Annotated in this window: 21 protein-coding genes and 1 pseudogene; 18 read left to right on the top strand and 4 right to left on the bottom strand. The window is 58.6% G+C overall.

The window, feature by feature from the left end:
* Window positions 1–98: 98 nt before the first annotated feature.
* Complete coding sequence (gene queA / locus MUN84_RS12830) at window positions 99–1,148, top strand: tRNA preQ1(34) S-adenosylmethionine ribosyltransferase-isomerase QueA (RefSeq protein ID WP_244694448.1); 1,050 nt, start codon at window positions 99–101, stop codon at window positions 1,146–1,148.
* A 107-nt stretch (window positions 1,149–1,255) separates the two neighbouring features.
* Window positions 1,256–1,960, top strand: coding sequence for a 2-C-methyl-D-erythritol 4-phosphate cytidylyltransferase (locus MUN84_RS12825; protein WP_244694447.1), 705 nt, complete (start codon window positions 1,256–1,258; stop codon window positions 1,958–1,960).
* 52 nt (window positions 1,961–2,012) lie between these two features.
* On the opposite strand, the gene MUN84_RS12820 is transcribed toward MUN84_RS12825, so the two are convergent.
* Both MUN84_RS12820 and MUN84_RS12815 read right to left on the bottom strand, forming a co-directional pair.
* Entirely contained in the window at window positions 2,013–2,552 is a 540-nt protein-coding gene (locus MUN84_RS12820) for a hypothetical protein (RefSeq protein WP_244694446.1), read from the bottom strand.
* An 83-nt stretch (window positions 2,553–2,635) separates the two neighbouring features.
* The gene (locus MUN84_RS12815) at window positions 2,636–2,869 is read right to left on the bottom strand and encodes a hypothetical protein (RefSeq protein ID WP_244694445.1); all 234 of its coding nucleotides are present in this window, start codon (window positions 2,867–2,869) and stop codon (window positions 2,636–2,638) included.
* Window positions 2,870–3,027: 158 nt separating this feature from the next.
* On the opposite strand from MUN84_RS12815, the gene MUN84_RS12810 reads away from it, so the two are divergent.
* From MUN84_RS12810 to MUN84_RS12800, 3 genes are all read left to right on the top strand, one after another.
* Window positions 3,028–3,606: a DUF4142 domain-containing protein gene (locus MUN84_RS12810; RefSeq protein ID WP_244694444.1), complete on the top strand. Its 579-nt coding sequence runs from the start codon at window positions 3,028–3,030 to the stop codon at window positions 3,604–3,606.
* Between the two features lie 36 nt (window positions 3,607–3,642).
* A complete protein-coding gene (locus MUN84_RS12805) occupies window positions 3,643–3,882 on the top strand; it encodes a hypothetical protein (RefSeq protein WP_244694443.1) in 240 nt (79 codons plus the stop codon).
* Window positions 3,883–3,949: 67 nt separating this feature from the next.
* A complete protein-coding gene (locus tag MUN84_RS12800; RefSeq protein ID WP_244694442.1) occupies window positions 3,950–4,603 on the top strand; it encodes a DUF4142 domain-containing protein in 654 nt (217 codons plus the stop codon).
* A gap of 161 nt (window positions 4,604–4,764) precedes the next feature.
* Here MUN84_RS12800 and uvrA read toward each other — a convergent pair whose 3' ends face one another.
* Window positions 4,765–7,905: an excinuclease ABC subunit UvrA gene (gene uvrA, locus MUN84_RS12795; RefSeq protein WP_244694441.1), complete on the bottom strand. Its 3,141-nt coding sequence runs from the start codon at window positions 7,903–7,905 to the stop codon at window positions 4,765–4,767.
* A gap of 261 nt (window positions 7,906–8,166) precedes the next feature.
* On the opposite strand from uvrA, the gene MUN84_RS12790 reads away from it, so the two are divergent.
* The 10 genes from MUN84_RS12790 to MUN84_RS12745 all read left to right on the top strand — a co-directional run bounded on the left by MUN84_RS12790 (window position 8,167) and on the right by MUN84_RS12745 (window position 13,174).
* Window positions 8,167–8,898 (top strand): hypothetical protein, encoded by a 732-nt coding sequence (locus tag MUN84_RS12790; RefSeq protein WP_244694440.1) that lies wholly within the window; start codon window positions 8,167–8,169, stop codon window positions 8,896–8,898.
* 202 nt (window positions 8,899–9,100) lie between these two features.
* Window positions 9,101–9,259: a hypothetical protein gene (locus tag MUN84_RS12785; protein ID WP_244694439.1), complete on the top strand. Its 159-nt coding sequence runs from the start codon at window positions 9,101–9,103 to the stop codon at window positions 9,257–9,259.
* Between the two features lie 35 nt (window positions 9,260–9,294).
* Window positions 9,295–9,453 (top strand): hypothetical protein, encoded by a 159-nt coding sequence (locus tag MUN84_RS12780; protein WP_244694438.1) that lies wholly within the window; start codon window positions 9,295–9,297, stop codon window positions 9,451–9,453.
* A 260-nt stretch (window positions 9,454–9,713) separates the two neighbouring features.
* Complete coding sequence (locus MUN84_RS12775) at window positions 9,714–9,956, top strand: hypothetical protein (protein WP_244694437.1); 243 nt, start codon at window positions 9,714–9,716, stop codon at window positions 9,954–9,956.
* Window positions 9,957–10,015: 59 nt separating this feature from the next.
* Window positions 10,016–10,267: a hypothetical protein gene (locus tag MUN84_RS12770; RefSeq protein ID WP_244694436.1), complete on the top strand. Its 252-nt coding sequence runs from the start codon at window positions 10,016–10,018 to the stop codon at window positions 10,265–10,267.
* Window positions 10,268–10,557: 290 nt separating this feature from the next.
* Window positions 10,558–11,100, top strand: coding sequence for a hypothetical protein (locus MUN84_RS12765; protein WP_244694435.1), 543 nt, complete (start codon window positions 10,558–10,560; stop codon window positions 11,098–11,100).
* Between the two features lie 44 nt (window positions 11,101–11,144).
* Entirely contained in the window at window positions 11,145–11,417 is a 273-nt protein-coding gene (locus MUN84_RS12760; RefSeq protein ID WP_244694434.1) for an MBOAT family O-acyltransferase, read from the top strand.
* A complete protein-coding gene (locus tag MUN84_RS12755) occupies window positions 11,390–11,821 on the top strand; it encodes a hypothetical protein (protein ID WP_244694433.1) in 432 nt (143 codons plus the stop codon). The genes MUN84_RS12760 and MUN84_RS12755 overlap by 28 nt, the downstream gene beginning before the upstream one ends.
* A gap of 43 nt (window positions 11,822–11,864) precedes the next feature.
* Window positions 11,865–12,056, top strand: a complete 192-nt coding sequence (locus tag MUN84_RS12750) for a hypothetical protein (RefSeq protein ID WP_244694432.1) — start codon at window positions 11,865–11,867, stop codon at window positions 12,054–12,056.
* Window positions 12,057–12,115: 59 nt separating this feature from the next.
* Window positions 12,116–13,174 (top strand): alginate O-acetyltransferase AlgX-related protein, encoded by a 1,059-nt coding sequence (locus tag MUN84_RS12745; protein ID WP_244694431.1) that lies wholly within the window; start codon window positions 12,116–12,118, stop codon window positions 13,172–13,174.
* A 104-nt stretch (window positions 13,175–13,278) separates the two neighbouring features.
* Here the strand turns inward: MUN84_RS12745 and asnS are convergent, their stop codons facing one another.
* Window positions 13,279–14,685, bottom strand: coding sequence for an asparagine--tRNA ligase (gene asnS, locus MUN84_RS12740; protein WP_244694430.1), 1,407 nt, complete (start codon window positions 14,683–14,685; stop codon window positions 13,279–13,281).
* A gap of 282 nt (window positions 14,686–14,967) precedes the next feature.
* Between asnS and rpoN the strand changes: the two genes are divergently transcribed.
* From rpoN to MUN84_RS24605, 3 genes and pseudogenes are all read left to right on the top strand, one after another.
* Complete coding sequence (rpoN, locus tag MUN84_RS12735; protein WP_244694429.1) at window positions 14,968–16,557, top strand: RNA polymerase factor sigma-54; 1,590 nt, start codon at window positions 14,968–14,970, stop codon at window positions 16,555–16,557.
* Window positions 16,558–16,699: 142 nt separating this feature from the next.
* Complete coding sequence (locus MUN84_RS12730) at window positions 16,700–17,329, top strand: hypothetical protein (protein ID WP_244694428.1); 630 nt, start codon at window positions 16,700–16,702, stop codon at window positions 17,327–17,329.
* A gap of 116 nt (window positions 17,330–17,445) precedes the next feature.
* Window positions 17,446–17,964 (top strand): annotated as a pseudogene (locus MUN84_RS24605) (PAS domain-containing protein); the annotation flags it as partial.
* Between the last annotated feature and the right edge of the window lie 130 nt (window positions 17,965–18,094).

Genomic DNA, 18,094 nt, shown 5'->3' with positions numbered 1-18,094 from the left:
GATTTCGGGCGAAAAGTAAGGATTAATCCGGCGGTAATACGTACTTTTGCGGTTCGATTTTTTACACTAGGTTACCCTCCTACTGCCCTGTCTGGCCCATGAAACTGTCTGAGTTCAAATTTGACTTGCCCGAAAGCCTGCTGGCGCAGCACCCTGCCAAGAACCGCGACGAGTCGCGCCTGATGGTGCTGCACCGCGACAGCGGCAAGATTGAGCACCGCGTGTTCAAGGACATCATCGAGTATTTCAACGACGGTGACGTGTTCGTGGTCAACGACACGAAAGTATTTCCGGCCCGCCTCTATGGTAACAAGGAAAAGACTGGTGCTCAGATTGAAGTGTTTCTGCTGCGGGAGCTAAACAAGGAAATTCACCTGTGGGATGTGCTTGTAGATCCCGCCCGTAAGATTCGGGTAGGCAACAAGCTCTACTTCGGCGAGTCGGATATGGTAGCGGAGGTGATTGATAACACGACCTCCCGGGGCCGTACTATCAAATTCCTGTTTGATGGCTCCGACGAGGAGTTCTACAAGGCTCTGCACGATTTGGGCGAAACTCCCATTCCGAAGGAGTTTATTTCCCGCGAAACTGAGGCCGCTGATAAGGAGCGGTACCAGACGATTTATGCCAAGCACACGGGTGCCGTGGCCGCCCCTTCGGCCGGCCTGCACTTCACGCGCGAGGTAATGAAGCGCCTGGAAATCAAAGGAGTAGACGTAGTGCCAGTAACCCTGCACGTAGGTTTGGGCACGTTCCGGCCGGTAGACGTGGAGGACCTGACCAAGCACAAAATGGACTCGGAAAACTTCATTGTGCCGGCCGACTCCGCAGCGGTAGTAAACCGGGCCCTGGACGCGAAGAAGCGGGTATGCGCCATCGGTACTACCTCCATGCGTGCCATGGAATCGTCGGTGTCGGCTCACGCCCGCCTGAAGCCTACTGAGGGCTGGACCGACAAGTTTATTTTCCCTCCCTACGAGTTCAAAATCTCCAACGCTCTGCTGACCAACTTCCACACGCCGGAAAGCACGTTGATGATGATGGCTTCAGCCTTTGCTGGTCACGAGCTTCTGATTGAAGCCTACCAACTGGCTATTAAGGAGAAGTATAAGTTTTTCAGTTACGGCGACGCCATGCTGATTCTCTAAGCCAATTCAGCCCGTCAACAGGCTGCCTATATTCTTGAAAGTCCGGCCGTTTAAGAACGGCCGGACTTTTATTTTTGCCCGCGTCTTTCCCTTCAATCCGTTTGCTTATGTCAGCTGCTGCGTCGTCCTCGGTTTCTCGGTTTGTTATTCTCGTGGCGGGCGGTAGCGGCACGCGCATGGGCGCCGACCGGCCCAAGCAGTTCCTGCCCCTGGCCGGCGAGCCAGTGCTGTTACATACCCTGCGCCGCTTCGCCGAACCAGCCTTGCGCGTGCAGGAACACATTCTGGTGCTGCCGCCGGATCAGTTGGAAGCCTGGCAACAGTTGTGCACGCAGTACGCCATAACTCTGCCCCATACGGTAGTGACAGGGGGCGCTACCCGGTGGGCTTCCGTGCGCAACGGGCTGGCCGCCCTGGCCGCTCACCCCGCGGGAGTAGTAGCCGTGCACGATGGCGTCCGGCCACTTACCCCAGCTAGCGTCATCGAAGCTACGTACCAGGCGGCCTACAACCATGGCACGGCGGTAGCGGCAGTGGTGCCTAAGGACTCCGTTCGGAACTTGAGTCAGCAAGGCTCCTACGCCTTAAACCGGGCACGGCTGCGGCTAGTACAAACGCCCCAGTGCTTTGAAATTGAGTTGCTACGCCGGGCCTACCAATTGCCCGAGCTTTCCACTTTCACGGATGACGCCAGCGTAGTTGAAGACCTGCACCCCATTCACTTGGTGGAAGGTGACTACCGCAATCTGAAAATCACGACTCCGGAAGATCTGCTGGTTGCCGAGGCCATTCTGACTACCTTCCCTACGTAGCGAGAAGGCAGTCAGAACACGCCGGCAACCAACGCCACCCCTTGCTTACAGCCTACAAGCCGCGGCCTACGCGAATGGTGCGGGTGGCACCGTTGATGGTAATAGAGGCGAAGTTGTCGCAGGCTTGGGTGCCCGTGGGGTCGTAGTTCAGTAGCAGTTCCTTCTCCTTGGCAGTCTTGATCCGGACGGTTCCAGCCACGAACGTGCGGGCGCAGCCAGCCTGAATCTTCTTAAGCAAAGGCTGCTCGATGGTAGCGGTATAGCTCACGTTTTTACGGTTGGTGCCGCTGGCCTGGCCTGTCACGGTGTACTCGTCGTCGAGGATGGTGCGGGTGCCGAGGCCGGCGGTACGGGTGTACTGGCGCTGGGCAACCCAGGAATGCGTACCCGCGGCCGTGGTGACACTGGCGTTCTGGACCTCCAGCTTCCAGGAGCCACTCCCTAAGTTGGTAATGGTGCGGGTGCCAGTGTGCAGATTATCGTTGCGGTGATAGTTTACTAGCGTAATGGTTACGGTGGCGCCTGCCTGCCGGTACGGGCCACTGAACACGGCCACGATTTTACCCCGGCGCGCTACTCCATTGGGACCCACGCAATTCGTTGGTCCGAAGTCGAGGGTGAGCGTGCGGGTAGCTGCCTCATACGTGCGGGTAAAGCAGGCCCCGGCTATTCGGGCTAGGTCGGCGGACTCGGCCGCGGGCTTCCTGTTACGCTAACATCCGTTGGGGACCCGGCTTCTACCAGATCGGCAACGGTGGCGTTTTCATCTTCCGCGAGGCTCTGGTCTTCAGCAGATACGGTCACTTCCGTGGCAGCCTGCGGGTCGGCATTTTTGGTGCAGGCGGCGGAGAGCAAAGCAGCGCCCACAACGGCAGTGACACCTAAAGTGCGCAGTACATGAGTTTTCATGGGAAGATGAAGTAATGGTGGGTAGAAGTTTTCGGCGGTTAGAGCTCCACAATAAAAGATAGTTTAATCAGAGGGGGAACTTTTTTCCGAAATGGTAATCCAAACCTGAACCACTGCTGCGCGTATAGCCCAGCACCCCCTTCCAATTAACTGATCCTATGTTGTTTCCTACCCGGTTCTTTGCGCCGTTGCTTCTGCTCCTGACAGCAGCCTGCTCATCGGGTGAAAGTAACAAAGACCCCATCTTCAGCGCTAAGTTTCAAAATGAAAAGCGCATTGACGAAGAGGCCGTTACCAAGCGCCAACTGCGCGACGCGGAGTTTCTGGTGGATGCGGCCAGCCGGAAGATGCAGCTACTGGAAATCAGCCAGATTGCCCAGCGCAAAGCCGCTTCGCCCGATACCCGCTTCGTAGCTCAAAATCTGGCGGCTACCACGGCCCCGCTGCTGCGGGAACTGCAAGCCTTGGCCCAACAGAAAAAGCTAGTGCTGCCCACTGGCCTGGGCGAGGAACAGGGCAAGCAGGTAGGCGAGCTAACCGCCCTAAACGGAGCAGCCTTCGACCAAAAGTTCGTGGACTTGCTTGGCAGCATCAGCAACGAAGATGCCGAGGCGTATGATGACATGGGCGAAGAAGCCTACGATGGCGACATCCGGGCCTTGGCCGCTCGGCAGCTTCCCATCCTGAAAGACCAACACACCGCGGGAGAAACACTGCAAGACAAGCTCAAGCCGTAGCCCCGTTCCTATTCTTTCCATTCTTTCCTACCACCAATGAAAACCCGATTCCTTCCCTTCCTGACCTTGGGCGCCGCGCTGCTCCTGGCCAGCTGCAACAACGCAGAAACGCGCACCGATGGCACTGCCGGTGAGGCCGTAAGCGACATGGATAAAGCTGCTGACGAAGGCGGCGTAAAAGCCGACGCGGTGGTTATCGATAACAATGCCGGCCCAACCGTAACTGCCGACGCCGATTCGGCAATGGCTGCTGACTCCGCCGGTACTACTCGCTAGCCGAGAGCCGGCTAGCCCAATTGTAGCTTCGGCTACTTATCTGTTCCATTCTCACAACCCTTCTCCTATGAAACGTATTCTGTTTTCCGTCTCCTGTCTGGGCCTCTTGAGCCTGGGCTCCTGTGGTAACTCCTCAACCGAAAATGCGGCAGCCGATGGCGGCGCTACCGGTACTGAAGCAACGGGCGCTAACACCGCCGATACAGAAATGGCCTCGGCTTCTACCATGCCTTCCTCCGACACATCGGCCGCTATGGCTACGGATGGCCCCACGGCTCCTCACTCCACCGACCCTGAGTTTATGATGTCGGCCGCGCACAGCGACCAGAACGAAATTCAACTCAGCAAAATGGCGCTGGAAAAAGGCGTGACGGGCATGGCGAAAGACCACGCCAACCAGATGATTACCGACCACACCAAGTCGACGGCTGACCTGAAGCCGATTGCGCAGAAAAAAGGCGTAACCCTACCTACCGACATGGACGCCGAGCACAAAGCCATTGCCGCGCAAATGAAAAACCTGTCGGGTAAGGAATTCGAAACCAAGTACATGGCTCAAATGCTGCTGGACCATCAGAAAACAGTTAATACCATGATGGCCCACAAGCAAATGACCCAGGACGCTGACCTGCAAGGCTTCATCACCAAAACTACCCCCGTGGTACAGGCTCACTTGGCTATGTTCAAGCAGCACGCCGGATCGGCTGCTGGCAACATGTAAACCATTTGCTCCAGCAACACAAAAGGCCGCTCCGGTTTCGGGGCGGCCTTTTGTGTTGTTTGGCTACAGAAGCTTCATGATAAGAGGCGTAGGAAATTCTGGCAGACTACTTACGGTTGCGCTGAAGTAGGGAGCTTTTGCCAGCCCGCCACAAACTGGTATCAGGCGGCATCCTTACTACCCGGCGTTTCCTCAGCGTACTTACTAGTGCGCAGCTCCTCGGCCAGAAAGCGGCTGGTATGGCCCTTGCCCGACTTAGCTACCTGCTCAGGCGTGCCCTGGGCCACAATGGTACCGCCACCGGCCCCACCTTCCGGCCCAATATCAATCAGGTGGTCGGCTACTTTAATCAGGTCGAGGTTGTGCTCGATGATGAGGACGGTGTTGCCCTTGTCGGCTAGTTTGTGCAGGACTACGGCCAGGTGGTTGATGTCCTCGAAGTGCAGGCCAGTAGTCGGCTCGTCGAGGATGTAGAAGGTCTTGCCGGTGTCCTTTTTGCTGAGCTCCGTAGCCAGCTTCACCCGCTGAGCCTCACCGCCCGAAAGCGTAGTGGCTTGCTGCCCTAGGGTGAGGTAGCCCAACCCTACCTCGTTCAGGGTCTGTATCTTACGCAGGATGCGGGGCTGAAACTCAAAGAACTCCACGGCTTTTTCCACCGTCATGTCGAGCACGTCGGTGATAGACTTGCCTTTGAAGCGCACTTCCAGCGTCTCGCGGTTGTAGCGGCGGCCTTTGCAGGTTTCGCAGGGCACGTGCACATCGGGCAGGAAGTTCATTTCGATGGTGCGCATGCCAGCGCCCTCGCAGGTTTCGCAGCGCCCGCCCTTCACGTTGAAGGAGAAGCGCCCCGGCCCGTACCCGCGGATTTTTGCCTCCGGCAACGACGAAAACAGCTGGCGAATTTCAGTAAACACGCCCGTGTAGGTAGCCGGATTGGAGCGCGGCGTACGCCCAATCGGCGACTGGTCAACCTCAATTACTTTATCAATGAACTCCAATCCTTCGATGGTGCCGTAGGGTAAGGGCTCACGCTTGGCGTTAAAGAAGTGTTGGTTCAAAATGGGGTACAACGTGTCGTGGATGAGCGACGACTTGCCCGAGCCCGATACGCCCGTCACGGCAATGAGCTTGCCCAGCGGAAACTTAGCGGTTACATTTTTGAGGTTGTGGCCCTTGGCGCCTTTCAGCACTAGCTCATTGCCTTCACCGGCGCGCTTCTTCTTGCGCAGCTCAATGTGCTTCTGCCCGCTGAGGTATTGCGAGGTAAGGGAGCCAGAGTTGAAAATTTCCGTGGGCGTGCCTTCGGCCACAATTTGCCCGCCGTGGATGCCCGCGCCGGGGCCGATATCCAGCACGTGGTCGGCGTGCATAATCATGTCCTTGTCGTGCTCTACCACAATCACGGAGTTACCTAGGTCGCGCAGGTGCTGCAAGGCCTTGATTAGCCGTTCATTGTCGCGCTGGTGCAGGCCAATACTGGGCTCATCCATGATATAGAGCACACCTACTAGCTGGGTACCAATCTGGGTGGCTAGGCGGATGCGTTGCGACTCACCGCCCGAAAGCGTACGCACGGAGCGGTGCAGGTTCAGGTAGTCCAGCCCCACTTCCAGCAGGAAGCCGATGCGCTTGCGGATTTCCTTGAGCAGCTCCCGAGCAATCAGGTTCTGGCGCTCCGAGAGGCGAGTTTCCACGCCTTCAAACCAACCAGCCAGCTCGTTCAGGTCCATCACCGACAGCTCGCCAATGTGCTTGTTATCGAGTTTGAAGTGCAGGCTTTCCTTTTTGAGACGGTAGCCGTGGCACTCCGGGCACTCCTGGGCCTGGGTGTACTGCTGAATCCACTCCCGGATGTTTTCCGAATCAGACTCCATCTGCCGGCGCAGGAAAGGAATAATGCCCTCGAAGGGCTCCGTGTAATTCGCTTTTTTCGGGTCGGCGTCCTCATCCTCGGGCACGCCGTGGAGCAGGCGCTCCACCAGCTCCGTGGGCAGCTTCTCGATGGGCGTGCTCAGGCTGGCCTTGTTCTTCTTGACAATGAGACTGAGCTGCTGGAAAATCCAGATGTCGCGGTACTCCCCCAGGGGCGCAATACCCCCGCGACTGATGCTCAGCTTCTTATCCGGCATCACCGAGTCCTCGGTGATTTCCTGCACCTCGCCCAGGCCGTTGCAGGTAGGGCAAGCACCGTAGGGTGAGTTGAAGGAGAAAGTGTTGGGCGCCGGATCGTCGTAGGCAATGCCGGTGGCCGGGTCCATGAGGAAGCGGGAGAAGAACTGGGTGTTGTCCTTCTTCTTGTCGGGGTCAAGCACGAGCATGGTGCCCTTGCCTTGGGTCAAGGAGTTCTGCACCGAACCGGAGAGGCGGAACCGGTCTTCTTCCTTCACCACCAGCCGGTCAATCACGATTTCGATGTCGTGGATTTTGTAACGGTCCACCTGCATCTTGGGCGTGATGTCAAGCAGCTCTCCATCGACACGCACTTTAGTAAAGCCCAGCTTGGCAATCTGTTGAAACAGCTCCCGGTAGTGACCTTTGCGACCCTTTACTACCGGCGCCAACACAATAAGCTTGCGGCCGTCGTACTCTTTTAGGATATAATTGATAATCTGGTCGTCCGACTGCCGGATCATCTTCTGGCCCGTGGCGTAGCTGAACGCCTCGGCGGTGCGGGCGTAGAGCAGGCGCAGAAAGTCGTAAATCTCGGTGATGGTGCCCACGGTGGAGCGGGGGTTGCGCGAGGTGGTTTTCTGCTCGATGCTGATAACCGGCGACAGGCCCTCAATCTTGTCCACGTCGGGCCGCTCCAGGCCGCCCATAAACGAGCGGGCGTAGGCCGAAAACGTCTCCATGTAGCGGCGCTGACCCTCGGCATAAATCGTATCGAAAGCAAGCGACGACTTGCCCGAGCCTGAAATGCCGGTAAACACCACCAGCCGCCCGCGCGGAATCTGAATGGATACATTCTTGAGGTTGTGCTCCCGGGCCCCATACACCTCAATGTAAGGCGCTTCCAGGTCGGCGGGGCCGGTAAGCTGGCCGGTTACCCGGCTTTCTGCCACGGCCTCCGCTACTTCTCCCAAGCGAGGTACGGCCTGCACGGCAGCGGTAGTATGCTGATTAGCGTTATCGGCCACGGCAGCAGCAGTGGAGCGTGGGATCTTCTTTGGTTTGGCTGGGATAATAGCCGGAGCCGCTGCGGCCTGCTTCGTCGCTTTGGCCGGTCGAGTGGCTTTGGCAGTTGGGGCGGCAGATTTATCAGCAGGAGAAGAAACGGAAGCGGCAGTTGTTTTTTTAGCCATGCAGCAGCGAAGCGAATAAGTCTGCAAAGGTACGCAAATCAGGCCCCAACGGCTACCCCGAATAGCTTATTTGCCAAGCATAATAGTGGAGTGAGGTAAGGGCTGAACAACGGGCAGATGGGCTACAACACGCACTGCCGGGGAAATGTCCCGACCAGCCTTAAACTTCTTTTAAACCTAGGGGCGCATTTCCGTCTAACTCGCAAATTATGGTGCGGCTTTTGCCTTACGTCCAGCCTCTCCCTTTTGCTTTCCTTCTATATGAAAACGTTGTTTAAATCAGGCTTGGTGCTGGCCCTCGGACTGCTACTCTACAGCAGCCGCGCGCAGGCGCAGGTGCAGATCAATGTGCAGGTTCCGGCCTGGGGCCCCGCCGTAGGACCGAACGTGCAGTACTACTACCTCCCGGAAATTGATGGCTACTACGACTTGTACACGCAGTCGTACCTGTTCTTCGACCCGGTGTATGGGGCGTGGGTTAGCTCGCCGGTGCTACCGCGCGCCTACGCCGGCTATGATCCGCGCTTCTTCCACCCGGTGGTGGTGCAGTACGTGGGCCGGCAGCCCTGGGGCTATCTGCGCGACCACCGCGCCTACTGCGACCGGTGGGGCGTGCAGCCCGGCCGCTACTACGGCTCGAACTGGCCCGGCCACGGCTACGTGGTAGCGCCGCGCCCAAACTACGGTCCGGGCGGCTACTACGATAACCGCCCTTACAACCAAGGCGGCTACGCCCGCGGTAATTACCGGGACAGCCGAGACTACCGCGGCAATTACGGTGGCGGCTATGACGGCCGTTACGATGGTCGCCGCGACGATAACCGCTCCAACCAGAACCCGGGCGGCTACTACGGCCGCAACGACAACCGCGGTGCTTACGACCGTAACGGCCAGGGTAGCATCAGTAGCCCTAGCAACCCAGGCGTTCAGCAAGGTAGCCAACCAAGCCCAGGTGGTTACACCGGAGGCCGGGGACGTGGCCGCGGCATGTAAGAGTTCTTAGGTTACCGCTCTCAAAAAGGCCTTCTGCTACTAGCAGAAGGCCTTTTTCGGTTTAGGAGCTTACTGCTTTAACACAAGCCTACCTCCTGCCGTAAGCTCGACACTATGCAGGCGGGCTCCTACGCCTTGTTTCGTTTGGCCCCGTTCTTGCCACTAGTTTCTTGTTCCCATCATTTCACCTACCTATTCAGCCATGAAACTGCTCCCTAAAGTCGCTTTATCGGGCCTGTTGGCTCTTTCATTGTCCGGGCTCACCCATTCGGCCCAGGCTCAGGTTACCATCAACGTGAACCCGCCTTCCTGGGGCCGGCCGCTCCAGCAGGCACCCAGTACTACTACATTCCGGAAGTAGGCGGCTACTACGACCTGCGCGACCAGCGCTACCTTGTGCAGCGGGACGGCCGCTGGGCTCGGGTAGCTACCGTCAGCGGCTATTCGCCTAGCTCCTTCCACCCCGTGGTTATCGACTACGTAGGCGCTCAGCCCTGGACCCAGATTGGCCGGCACCGGCAGCAGTACCCAGCCAGCCTGCCCCAGGCCAGGTGAAACGTCTGGAAAGCGGCAAGGGCTTGCCGCCCGGCCAGGCCAAAAAGCTGGGCTATGGTGGTCCCGGCGGCAATGGCAAGAGCCACGGCAAAGGCAAACACTAAGACATCTCAACCCCAGCTACATACTACCCCCAGCTTCCTACTAGAGTAAGCTGGGGGCTTTGTTATAAATTGTGAGTAATCCAGACAGTAGTTTTTTCTTAACATACTCTTACTACCTGGCCGCATCTTTTTATAGTTCAATCCGTTCAGGTCGCTATGCCTACGACCCAACATCTATTTCACCGCGGTCTGCCCCTTGAGCTGCAAGCGCTGATTGGGGAAGGCCGGCGGTGCCTGCTGGTGTACCGCACCCCGGGCACTTCCGCCGAGTTTTGCGTGCGGGGAGTGTTGCTGGGGGTACTGCGGCGTGGTCAGGTTGATTACCTGTGCTTGGCCAACGGGTGCGAGCTGCGTCTTGACTGGTTGATATCCGTAAATGGGCACCGACTAGCCGCTTAGCGCCCCATCTATGGGCGGTGGTTTTTCGTAGGTGAGAAACGCACTTTTTCCACCCTCCAATGTCCAACTCCACGTACCGCCCCATCAGCTGCTCCTTCTACGATGAACTGGAAGCCCGGGCAACCACCGGCCAAGTCTGCAGCCTCACCTACCGCACCCAACCCGACACGCCTCCTAGCACCTACCATGGCACCATCCAGGATTTATTTATCCGCGACAAAGTGGAATACCTGCGATTGGCCGATGGCTTTGAGCTGCGCCTGGACGCCCTAGTAGCAGTCGACGATAAGGAGCTGCGCAACTACTGCTAATACTGCTACCTTCCAAAGTCCTTGTGCACTGGCGCTTCGCCGGCGAGGGGCTGGTGGACCTAACTCACGGGCGCTTTCCAGAATACTGGCGGGCTTGCTACCTTGTGCTGAATTCTTACGTTGCCGCGCATGGTTTTTAGCAGTACGCTGTTTCTATTCTATTTTCTACCAGGTTTTCTGCTACTCTATTTCCTGGCTCCAGCCCGGTTCAAGAACGTGGTGGCGCTGGTGGCCAGCTTATTATTCTACGCCTGGGCGGGCTTAACTTCCTCGCCTTATTTCTGGCTTCCGTGGTTATCAACTTCGTGTTGATCCGGTTCATGGACAAGGCCCAGAACTGGCAGAAGCGCATTTACTTGATTCTGAGCATTGTCCTGAACGTGGCCATGCTCTTTTACTTTAAGTACGCTAACTTCTTTCTCGAAAACGTGAGTGCACTGGGCGAAGCAGCGGGCAGCTCCCCGCTCACCTGGGAAAAGGTGGTACTACCCATTGGCATTTCGTTTTTCACCTTCGAAAAGCTCACGTACACCATCGACGTGTACCGCGGTGTGAACAAGCCGCTGCGGAGCTTCTGGGACTTCATGCTCTACATCATGCTGTTTCCCAAGATGATAGCCGGGCCCATTGTCCGTTTTCACGAAATAGCCGATCAGCTGACGGACCGCACCGCCTTTGACACCGTTGACCAGAAGCTGGCGGGCCTGTTCCGCTTCATGATTGGCCTAGCCAAGAAGGTACTGATAGCCAACGTACTGGGCGAACAGGCCGATGCTATTTTCAGCTTGCCGCCCGCTGAGCTGCCGGTAGCTCAGGCCTGGCTCGGGCCGTAGCGTACACGTTCCAGATTTACTTCGACTTTTCGGGCTACTCCGATATGGCCATCGGGCTCGGGCGACTGATGGGCTTTCAGTTCCCGGAAAACTTCAATAATCCGTACATCTCGCGCAGCATCACCGAGTTTTGGCAGCGCTGGCACATCACGCTGGGTCGCTGGATGCGCGACTACCTCTATATTCCGCTGGGCGGCAACCGCGTGAAGCCGGCCCGGCTCTACGTGAACCTCTGGACGGTGTTTATTTTGTCGGGCTTCTGGCACGGGGCGGCCTGGAACTTCATTGCTTGGGGGCGTACCACGGCCTGTTTCTGATTCTAGATCGACTTTTTTTACTACGGCTTTACCGCAAGCTCGGCGCCCTAAGCATCCTACCCACTTTTGTTATCACGGTAGTAGGTTGGGTGCTGTTCCGGGCCGAAACCCTGGCTGGTGCGCTGGCCTACGTCAACCGCATGCTGGGCCTGGGAGCCGATGTTACCGCAGCTCTGCCCTACTACACCCGCGAGTTCTGGTTTACGCTAGTCCTGGCCACCGTCTTCTCCTTTATGGCCGCCTTGCCCCGCATTGAGCGCTGGGAAATACGCACGCTGGCGGCGTCTCATTTTTCCGTGCGGGCGGCCGCGGGCATCACGGCGGTAACTGCTTTGTTGCTGCTGCTGAGCATGGGCTACATCGTGGGCAGCTCGTTTAACCCCTTTATCTACTTCCGCTTTTAGCTCTCTTTCGTTAGCCTTCCTTGGAAAGCGCTATTCCTTTTCTGTGACGACGTTGTTCAAGAGACTTCTGCTCGGGCTGTTGGTGCTCCTACTGCTGTTGCCCGCCTTGCAGGCGCGGCTGCGCTTCTATCCGGAAGGGGAGCTGGCGGGCGCTTTCACCCGGGCCCCGCACCCAGAGTTCAGCTGGGAAGGCCTACAAAGCACCGCCTACCAAGAAGCTCTGGGCGGTACGTAGAAGACCGCCTGGGCTTTCGCACCCTGGCAATCCGGCTGCACAATCAGCTTTCTTTCTCGTTGTTCCGGGTAGCCGGCCTCACCGACCTGACGGTGGGCGAGCACGAAGTATTGTTCCAGCCCGGCCCCATTGCAACATATGCCGGCCAAGACCTGCTGGACGAGGCCGAAGTACGCTTCCGGGTGCGACGCCTCCGCATAGTGCAGCAGGAACTGGCCCGGCGCGGCGTCAAACTCCTATTCGTGCTGGCGCCTAACAAGGCCCGTTTTCAGCCCGAAGACCTCCCGCTCCGCCTACGGCCCGCTCCCGGCACCCTCACCAACTACGACCTGTTCACGCGGGCCATGCGCGCCGATAGTCTGGCCCTGCTGGATCTGGTGCCCGTATTTGCCCGCTGGAAAACCACTAAGCCCTACCCTCTTTTCCCGCGGGCCGGCACGCACTGGAGCGGGTACGGCGCCACCCTGGCCGCCGACACGCTGCTGCGGCATCTGGAGCAGCTGGGCGGCCTGCGCTTTCCGCAGGTGCGCACTGTAGGCTCGCCCCGCATCATCAACTCCTCCGACTCGCTTCTAGCTACGGATAATGATCTGGGCTGGCCCCTGAACCTGCTGTGGCAGCGCGAGGCAACTCCGCTGGCTTACCGGCGCTTGGCGTTCCTACCTCCACAAGCCGGCCAAACTCGTCCTTCGGCCTTGTTTATCGGCGACAGTTTCACCTGGGGCCTGATGCAGTTTAGCCCCTACATCCAGCGCGAGTTTTCCGAGGATACCCGCTTCTGGTATTACAACAACGAGGTGCACCTGCCCGACAGCACCTACCACGATACGGGCGAGCGAGTAGCCAAGCTCAACCTGCAGCAACAGCTAGAAAGCCGCCGCTTCGTCATCCTGCTATTTACCGAACACAACCTGAAGGACCGGGAATACGGCTTCACTGACCAAGTGTACCGCCTGTACCATCCGCTTACGGCCACCGACCAGGCAGCTATTGACCAACTCGCGCAGAAGCTAACCCGCGAGGCTTCCTGGGAAGAGCAAACCAAAGACCTTGAAGGCTTTCAGCAACGCATCCGCGCTAAAGCCCAGGACCTCTACGAGCGGCAATTACTGCAATAACCAAGCGCCGCAAAACGGCCAGCACGCAAACGGCAGCCCCATCTGAGGCTGCCGTTTGTCTTATACCAATCCGTGCAATCCGGAAAATCCGGCTACGTCCGTGATTAAAATTCTGCGCTTTTGGGGAAGCGGGGGAAGGGAATGACGTCGCGGATGTTGGCCATGCCGGTAATGAACAAGATGAGGCGCTCGAAGCCCAGGCCGAAGCCGGCGTGGGGAGCGGTGCCATACTTGCGCAACTCCAGGTACCACCACAGTTCGTGCTCGGGCACGTGCATAGCGGCCATACGGGCCTGCAGTTTGGTCAGGTCTTCCTCGCGCTGGGAGCCGCCGATGATTTCGCCAATGCCGGGGAACAGCACGTCCATGGCCCGCACGGTTTTGTCGTCGTCGTTGAGCTTCATGTAGAAGGCCTTGATGTCCTTGGGGTAGTCCGTCAGGATAACCGGCTTCTTAAAGTGCTTCTCCACCAGATAGCGCTCATGCTCGCTCTGCAAATCGGTGCCCCAATCCACGGGAAACTCGAACTTCTGCTTGGCAACTTTCAAGATTTCCACGGCCTCGGTGTAGGTAAGGCGCTGGAAATCATTCTCTACCACAAACTGCAGGCGGCTCAGCAACTCCTTGTCGTACTGCTCGTTGAGGAACTGCAGGTCGTCCTGGCAATGCTCCAGGGCGTAGCGCACTAGGCTCTTGAGGAAGTCCTCGGCCAGGTCCATGTTGTCCTGCAGGTCGTTAAAGGCCACTTCGGGCTCAATCATCCAGAATTCAGCCAGGTGGCGGGCCGTGTTGGAGTTTTCGGCCCGGAATGTGGGACCGAACGTGTACACCTTGCCCAGGGCCATGGCCGCTACCTCGGCTTCCAGCTGCCCGGAAACCGTGAGGTTGGTTTGCTTACCGAAAAAGTCCTGCTTGTAATCTACCGCCGACTTGTCTTCCGTCAGGGGTGGGTTTTGGTCGGGCAGGGTAGTCACGCGGAACATCTGGCCCGCGCCCTCGGCGTCGGAGCCGGTTACGATGGGCGTATGGACGTAGTAGAAGCCCTTGCTGTTGAAGTAGTTGTGCACGGCAAACGCCATGGCGTGCCGGATGCGCAGCACCGCCCCGAACGTGTTCGTGCGGGGGCGCAAATGGGCAATTTCGCGCAGGAACTCCAGGGAGTGCCCCTTCTTCTGCAGGGGGTAGGTAGTCGTGTCGGCCGAGCCGTACACCGTAATTTCCGAAGCTTGAATTTCTACGGTTTGGCCTTTGCCCTGCGAGGCTACCAGCTTACCGCGTACCTGCACCGCGGCCCCGTTTTCTACCCCGTCCGCCTTTAGCTTTTCCTCCGGAAACTGCTCGGCATTAGCCACCACCTGAATGGAATTAAAGCCGGAGCCGTCATTCACGGCAATGAACTGCACGTATTTGTTGCCGCGGCGGGTGCGTACCCAGCCTTTCACCAGCACTTCACGGTCCAGGTCGGTGCTGCGGAGCAGCTCCTGCACGCTGGTTTTTCGGAGGTCGGACATCGGGAGGTTGTTCTTCTGAAAAGGTAAATCACTAAGAACGGCAAAGGTAGAAGTTTTCAGGGGCGCGAAAACCGCTATTTGTTGGTCAGAATAAAGCGCAGCCCCTCTCCTGCCCGAAACCGCCAGCCGCCGGCGCCCTACCCCTGGCACGGCAGCAGCACTTTGCGTCGTCCAAGCCAACAAGGAAAGCCAACATTTTCGCCCCAATTCCAGTACAGAAAGGGCTATATTTGGCCTAACCACCCCGTTTCCAAACCGGCGGGGCGTACGCGTTTTTGGAGTATGCAACGACTGGACATGAAACAGCTTCTCTCGCAGAAGCTGAGCCCCCAACAGATTCAATTTATTAAGCTCCTGCAAATCCCGACGGCAGAGCTAGAGGCCCGCATCAAGGAAGAGCTGGAAGTGAATCCGGCCCTGGAAGAAGGCGACGAGCCCGAAGATGAGTTTGAGGACCAGGACCGTGATGACTCCAGCGACTCGGACGAGGACTTCGACAACGACCCCGACGCAGAGTTTGATAATCCGGATAATACCCTCGACGAGGATTTTGACAGCGGCCAGAGCGAAGAGCAACCCGAAATAGAGCTGCCTACCAAGGAGGAGCCCGCCGATAATAAGGAATCAGCGGACAACGACGACCTGGACCTGAGCGACTACCTCCACGACGACGAAATAGCGGGCTACAAGATGCAGGGCGATGGCCCGGGCGAGGACGAGGACGACCGGGAAATGCCCCTGGCCGACACCAGCGGCTCCCTGATGGACAACCTGCTGGACCAACTAGGCTTTGCCAACCTCGACGAGAAACAGGAAGCCATTGGCCGCCAGCTGATTGGCTCCATCGACGGGGACGGCTACATCCGCCGCGACTTGTCGGCCATTGCCAACGACCTGGCATTTTCCCAGAACATTGAGGCCACGGTGCCGGAAATTGAGGGCGTGCTGCACGTTATCCAGTCGTTTGACCCGCCTGGCATTGGGGCCCGCGACTTGCAGGAGTGTTTGCTGCTGCAGCTGGAGCGCCGCCCCCAGGACGAGGCCACGGAGCACGCCGAGCAAATCCTGAACGAAACCTTCGACGAGTTTACCAAGAAGCACTACCCCCGCATTCAGCAGAAGCTGGACCTGGAAGACGACGAGCTTAAGGAAGCCATTGCCCTGATTCTCAAGCTCAACCCCAAGCCCGGCGGTACCGGACCAGTGGGCATGGGCAAGGTGCAGTACATCATCCCCGACTTCATCCTGACCCACGACAACGGGCAGTTCAACCTGACCCTGAACTCGCGCAACGCCCCCGACCTGCGCGTGTCGCCGGCCTACACGGATATGTTCCGGGCTTACGACAAGGCCTCGAAGAAGGACAAGAAGATGAAGGAAGCCGTGACCTTTGTGAAGCAGAAGCTGGATTCGGCCAAGTGGTTTATTGACGCCATTCGGCAGCGCCAGAACACCCTGCTGCGCACCATGGACGCCATTGTGCGCTACCAAAGCGAGTTCTTCGCCGAGGGCGACGAGAGCAAGCTCCGTCCCATGATTCTGAAGGACATAGCCCAGGAAATTGGCATGGACATCAGCACCGTGAGCCGGGTGGCCAACTCCAAATCGGTCCAGACGGAGTTCGGCATTTATCCACTCAAGTACTTCTTCTCCGAAGGCATTGCCACTGACTCGGGTGAGGATGCCTCCAGCCGGGAAGTAAAGCACATTCTAAAGGAAATCATTGAGGGCGAGCAGAAAAACAAGCCCCTCTCCGATGACAAGCTGGAGAAAATGCTCAACGCCCGTGGCTATAACATTGCCCGCCGCACGGTAGCCAAGTACCGCGAGCAGCTGAATATTCCGGTGGCCCGCCTGCGGAAGGAACTGTAAGCCGCCTGCCGTCCGGCAAACCAAACGAGCCCCTGTTAGCGTAGCTACGGGGCTCGTTTGGTTTTACGGGGTGGCTGGGCCGCTGCCCTGTAACCGCCGGCCATTGTACCTTCGTTTGCTTCTGCCCTAGCTCTGCCTATTCGTGACGCGTGGTTTTGCCACGGCCCTGTCGGCGGTGTTTCATCCGCTGCTGGTGCCGTTTTACCTGTTCTACATCGTCTGCTACCAGCTGCCGGGAGTGGTGCTGCTGCCGCCCCTGCCCGACCGGTGGCTGGTGCTGGCGGTGGTGTGGGGCTTCACGTTTTTGCTACCCTCCCTGGGCACGGTGGTACTCATGAAGTTCGGGCTGGTCGATTCGTTGCAGATGCCCGAGCGGGAGCAGCGGGCGTGGCCTTTGCTGCTGGCGGCCAGCAGCTTCGGGGCGGCGGCCTGGCTGCTGCACCGGCCGGGCCTGTTCGATCCGCTGCTCCCCCGCATGATGGCCGGCATGACTGTGGCCGTCCTGCTCACCTTCCTGATTACCCTGCGCTGGAAGATTTCGGCCCACGGCGTAGGCATGGGCGGGGCGGCCGGGCTGCTGGCGGTATTGCACCTGAGTGGGGCCGACGGCGAGCCGACCGTGTGGTGGCTGGCCGGCACTATTCTGGCGGCCGGAGCCGTGGGCAGCGCCCGGCTGGCCCTCAATGCGCACACCGAAGCCCAGGTATGGGCTGGCCTGGCGCTGGGCGCGGGACTGGCACTGGGAGTAAGTGCGGGGCTGGCCTTGGGCTAGCCCGGAATCATTCCTATCTTTCCTATACCAACCGGCATTCTCGCTTGTCGGCTCTACTCCCTTCCTAGCCACTGGTTAGCGCCTTAGGCTGCCGCTGCCCGATTCCGCCACTTTCTATGTCTTCCTCGTCTTCCTCTGATTCAACTATTGACGCGGGTACCCTGGCCGACCAGCTGGCCCAGGAGCGACGGGAACGAATGGTGGCGGAGCGACAGGTGCAGGCGCTACGCCGCCACCTGACGGCTACCCAGCGGGTTGTTGGCCGCCTGACGGGCAGCATTACCCGGCTAACCCAGAACCTGCGGGTGGCGGTGCTGGTGGCCCACCAAAACGGCAAAGTAGTACTCCTGAATCAGGAGTTTTGCGACTTGTTTGGGCTGGAAGACGCCTCGTCGGGCATGCAGGAGCAGCCCGCGGAGCCCCTGCTGGAAGGCCTCATCAACCAGGCAGCCCGGCCCGAGGCCATGCGCCAGCGCCTGGAGGCCATGCGCGCCGTTAACCAGCGGGTGCTGGGCGAAGACCTGGAGCTGGCCGATAGCACGGTGCTGGAAATGGACTTTATTCCGCTCAGCGGCCCGGACGACCTGGTACCGGCGGGCTTTATGCTGTCCTTCCGCGACGTAACCCAGGCCCGCCGCGCCGAGCAGTACCTGAACTCCCTCTCCCGGATTCCGGGCCAGAACCCCAACCCCGTGCTGCGCTTGCACGCCAACGGGCGCGTGCTGTACGCCAACCCGGCCGCCGAGGAGCTGCGGCAGGAATACC

The organism is Hymenobacter sp. 5516J-16, from assembly GCF_022919335.1.
In the GTDB taxonomy this organism is placed as follows: Bacteria; Bacteroidota; Bacteroidia; order Cytophagales; family Hymenobacteraceae; genus Hymenobacter; species Hymenobacter sublimis.
The sequence above is the reverse complement of the archived record's forward strand: the minus strand, read 5'-3'. Positions and strand labels throughout refer to the sequence as shown.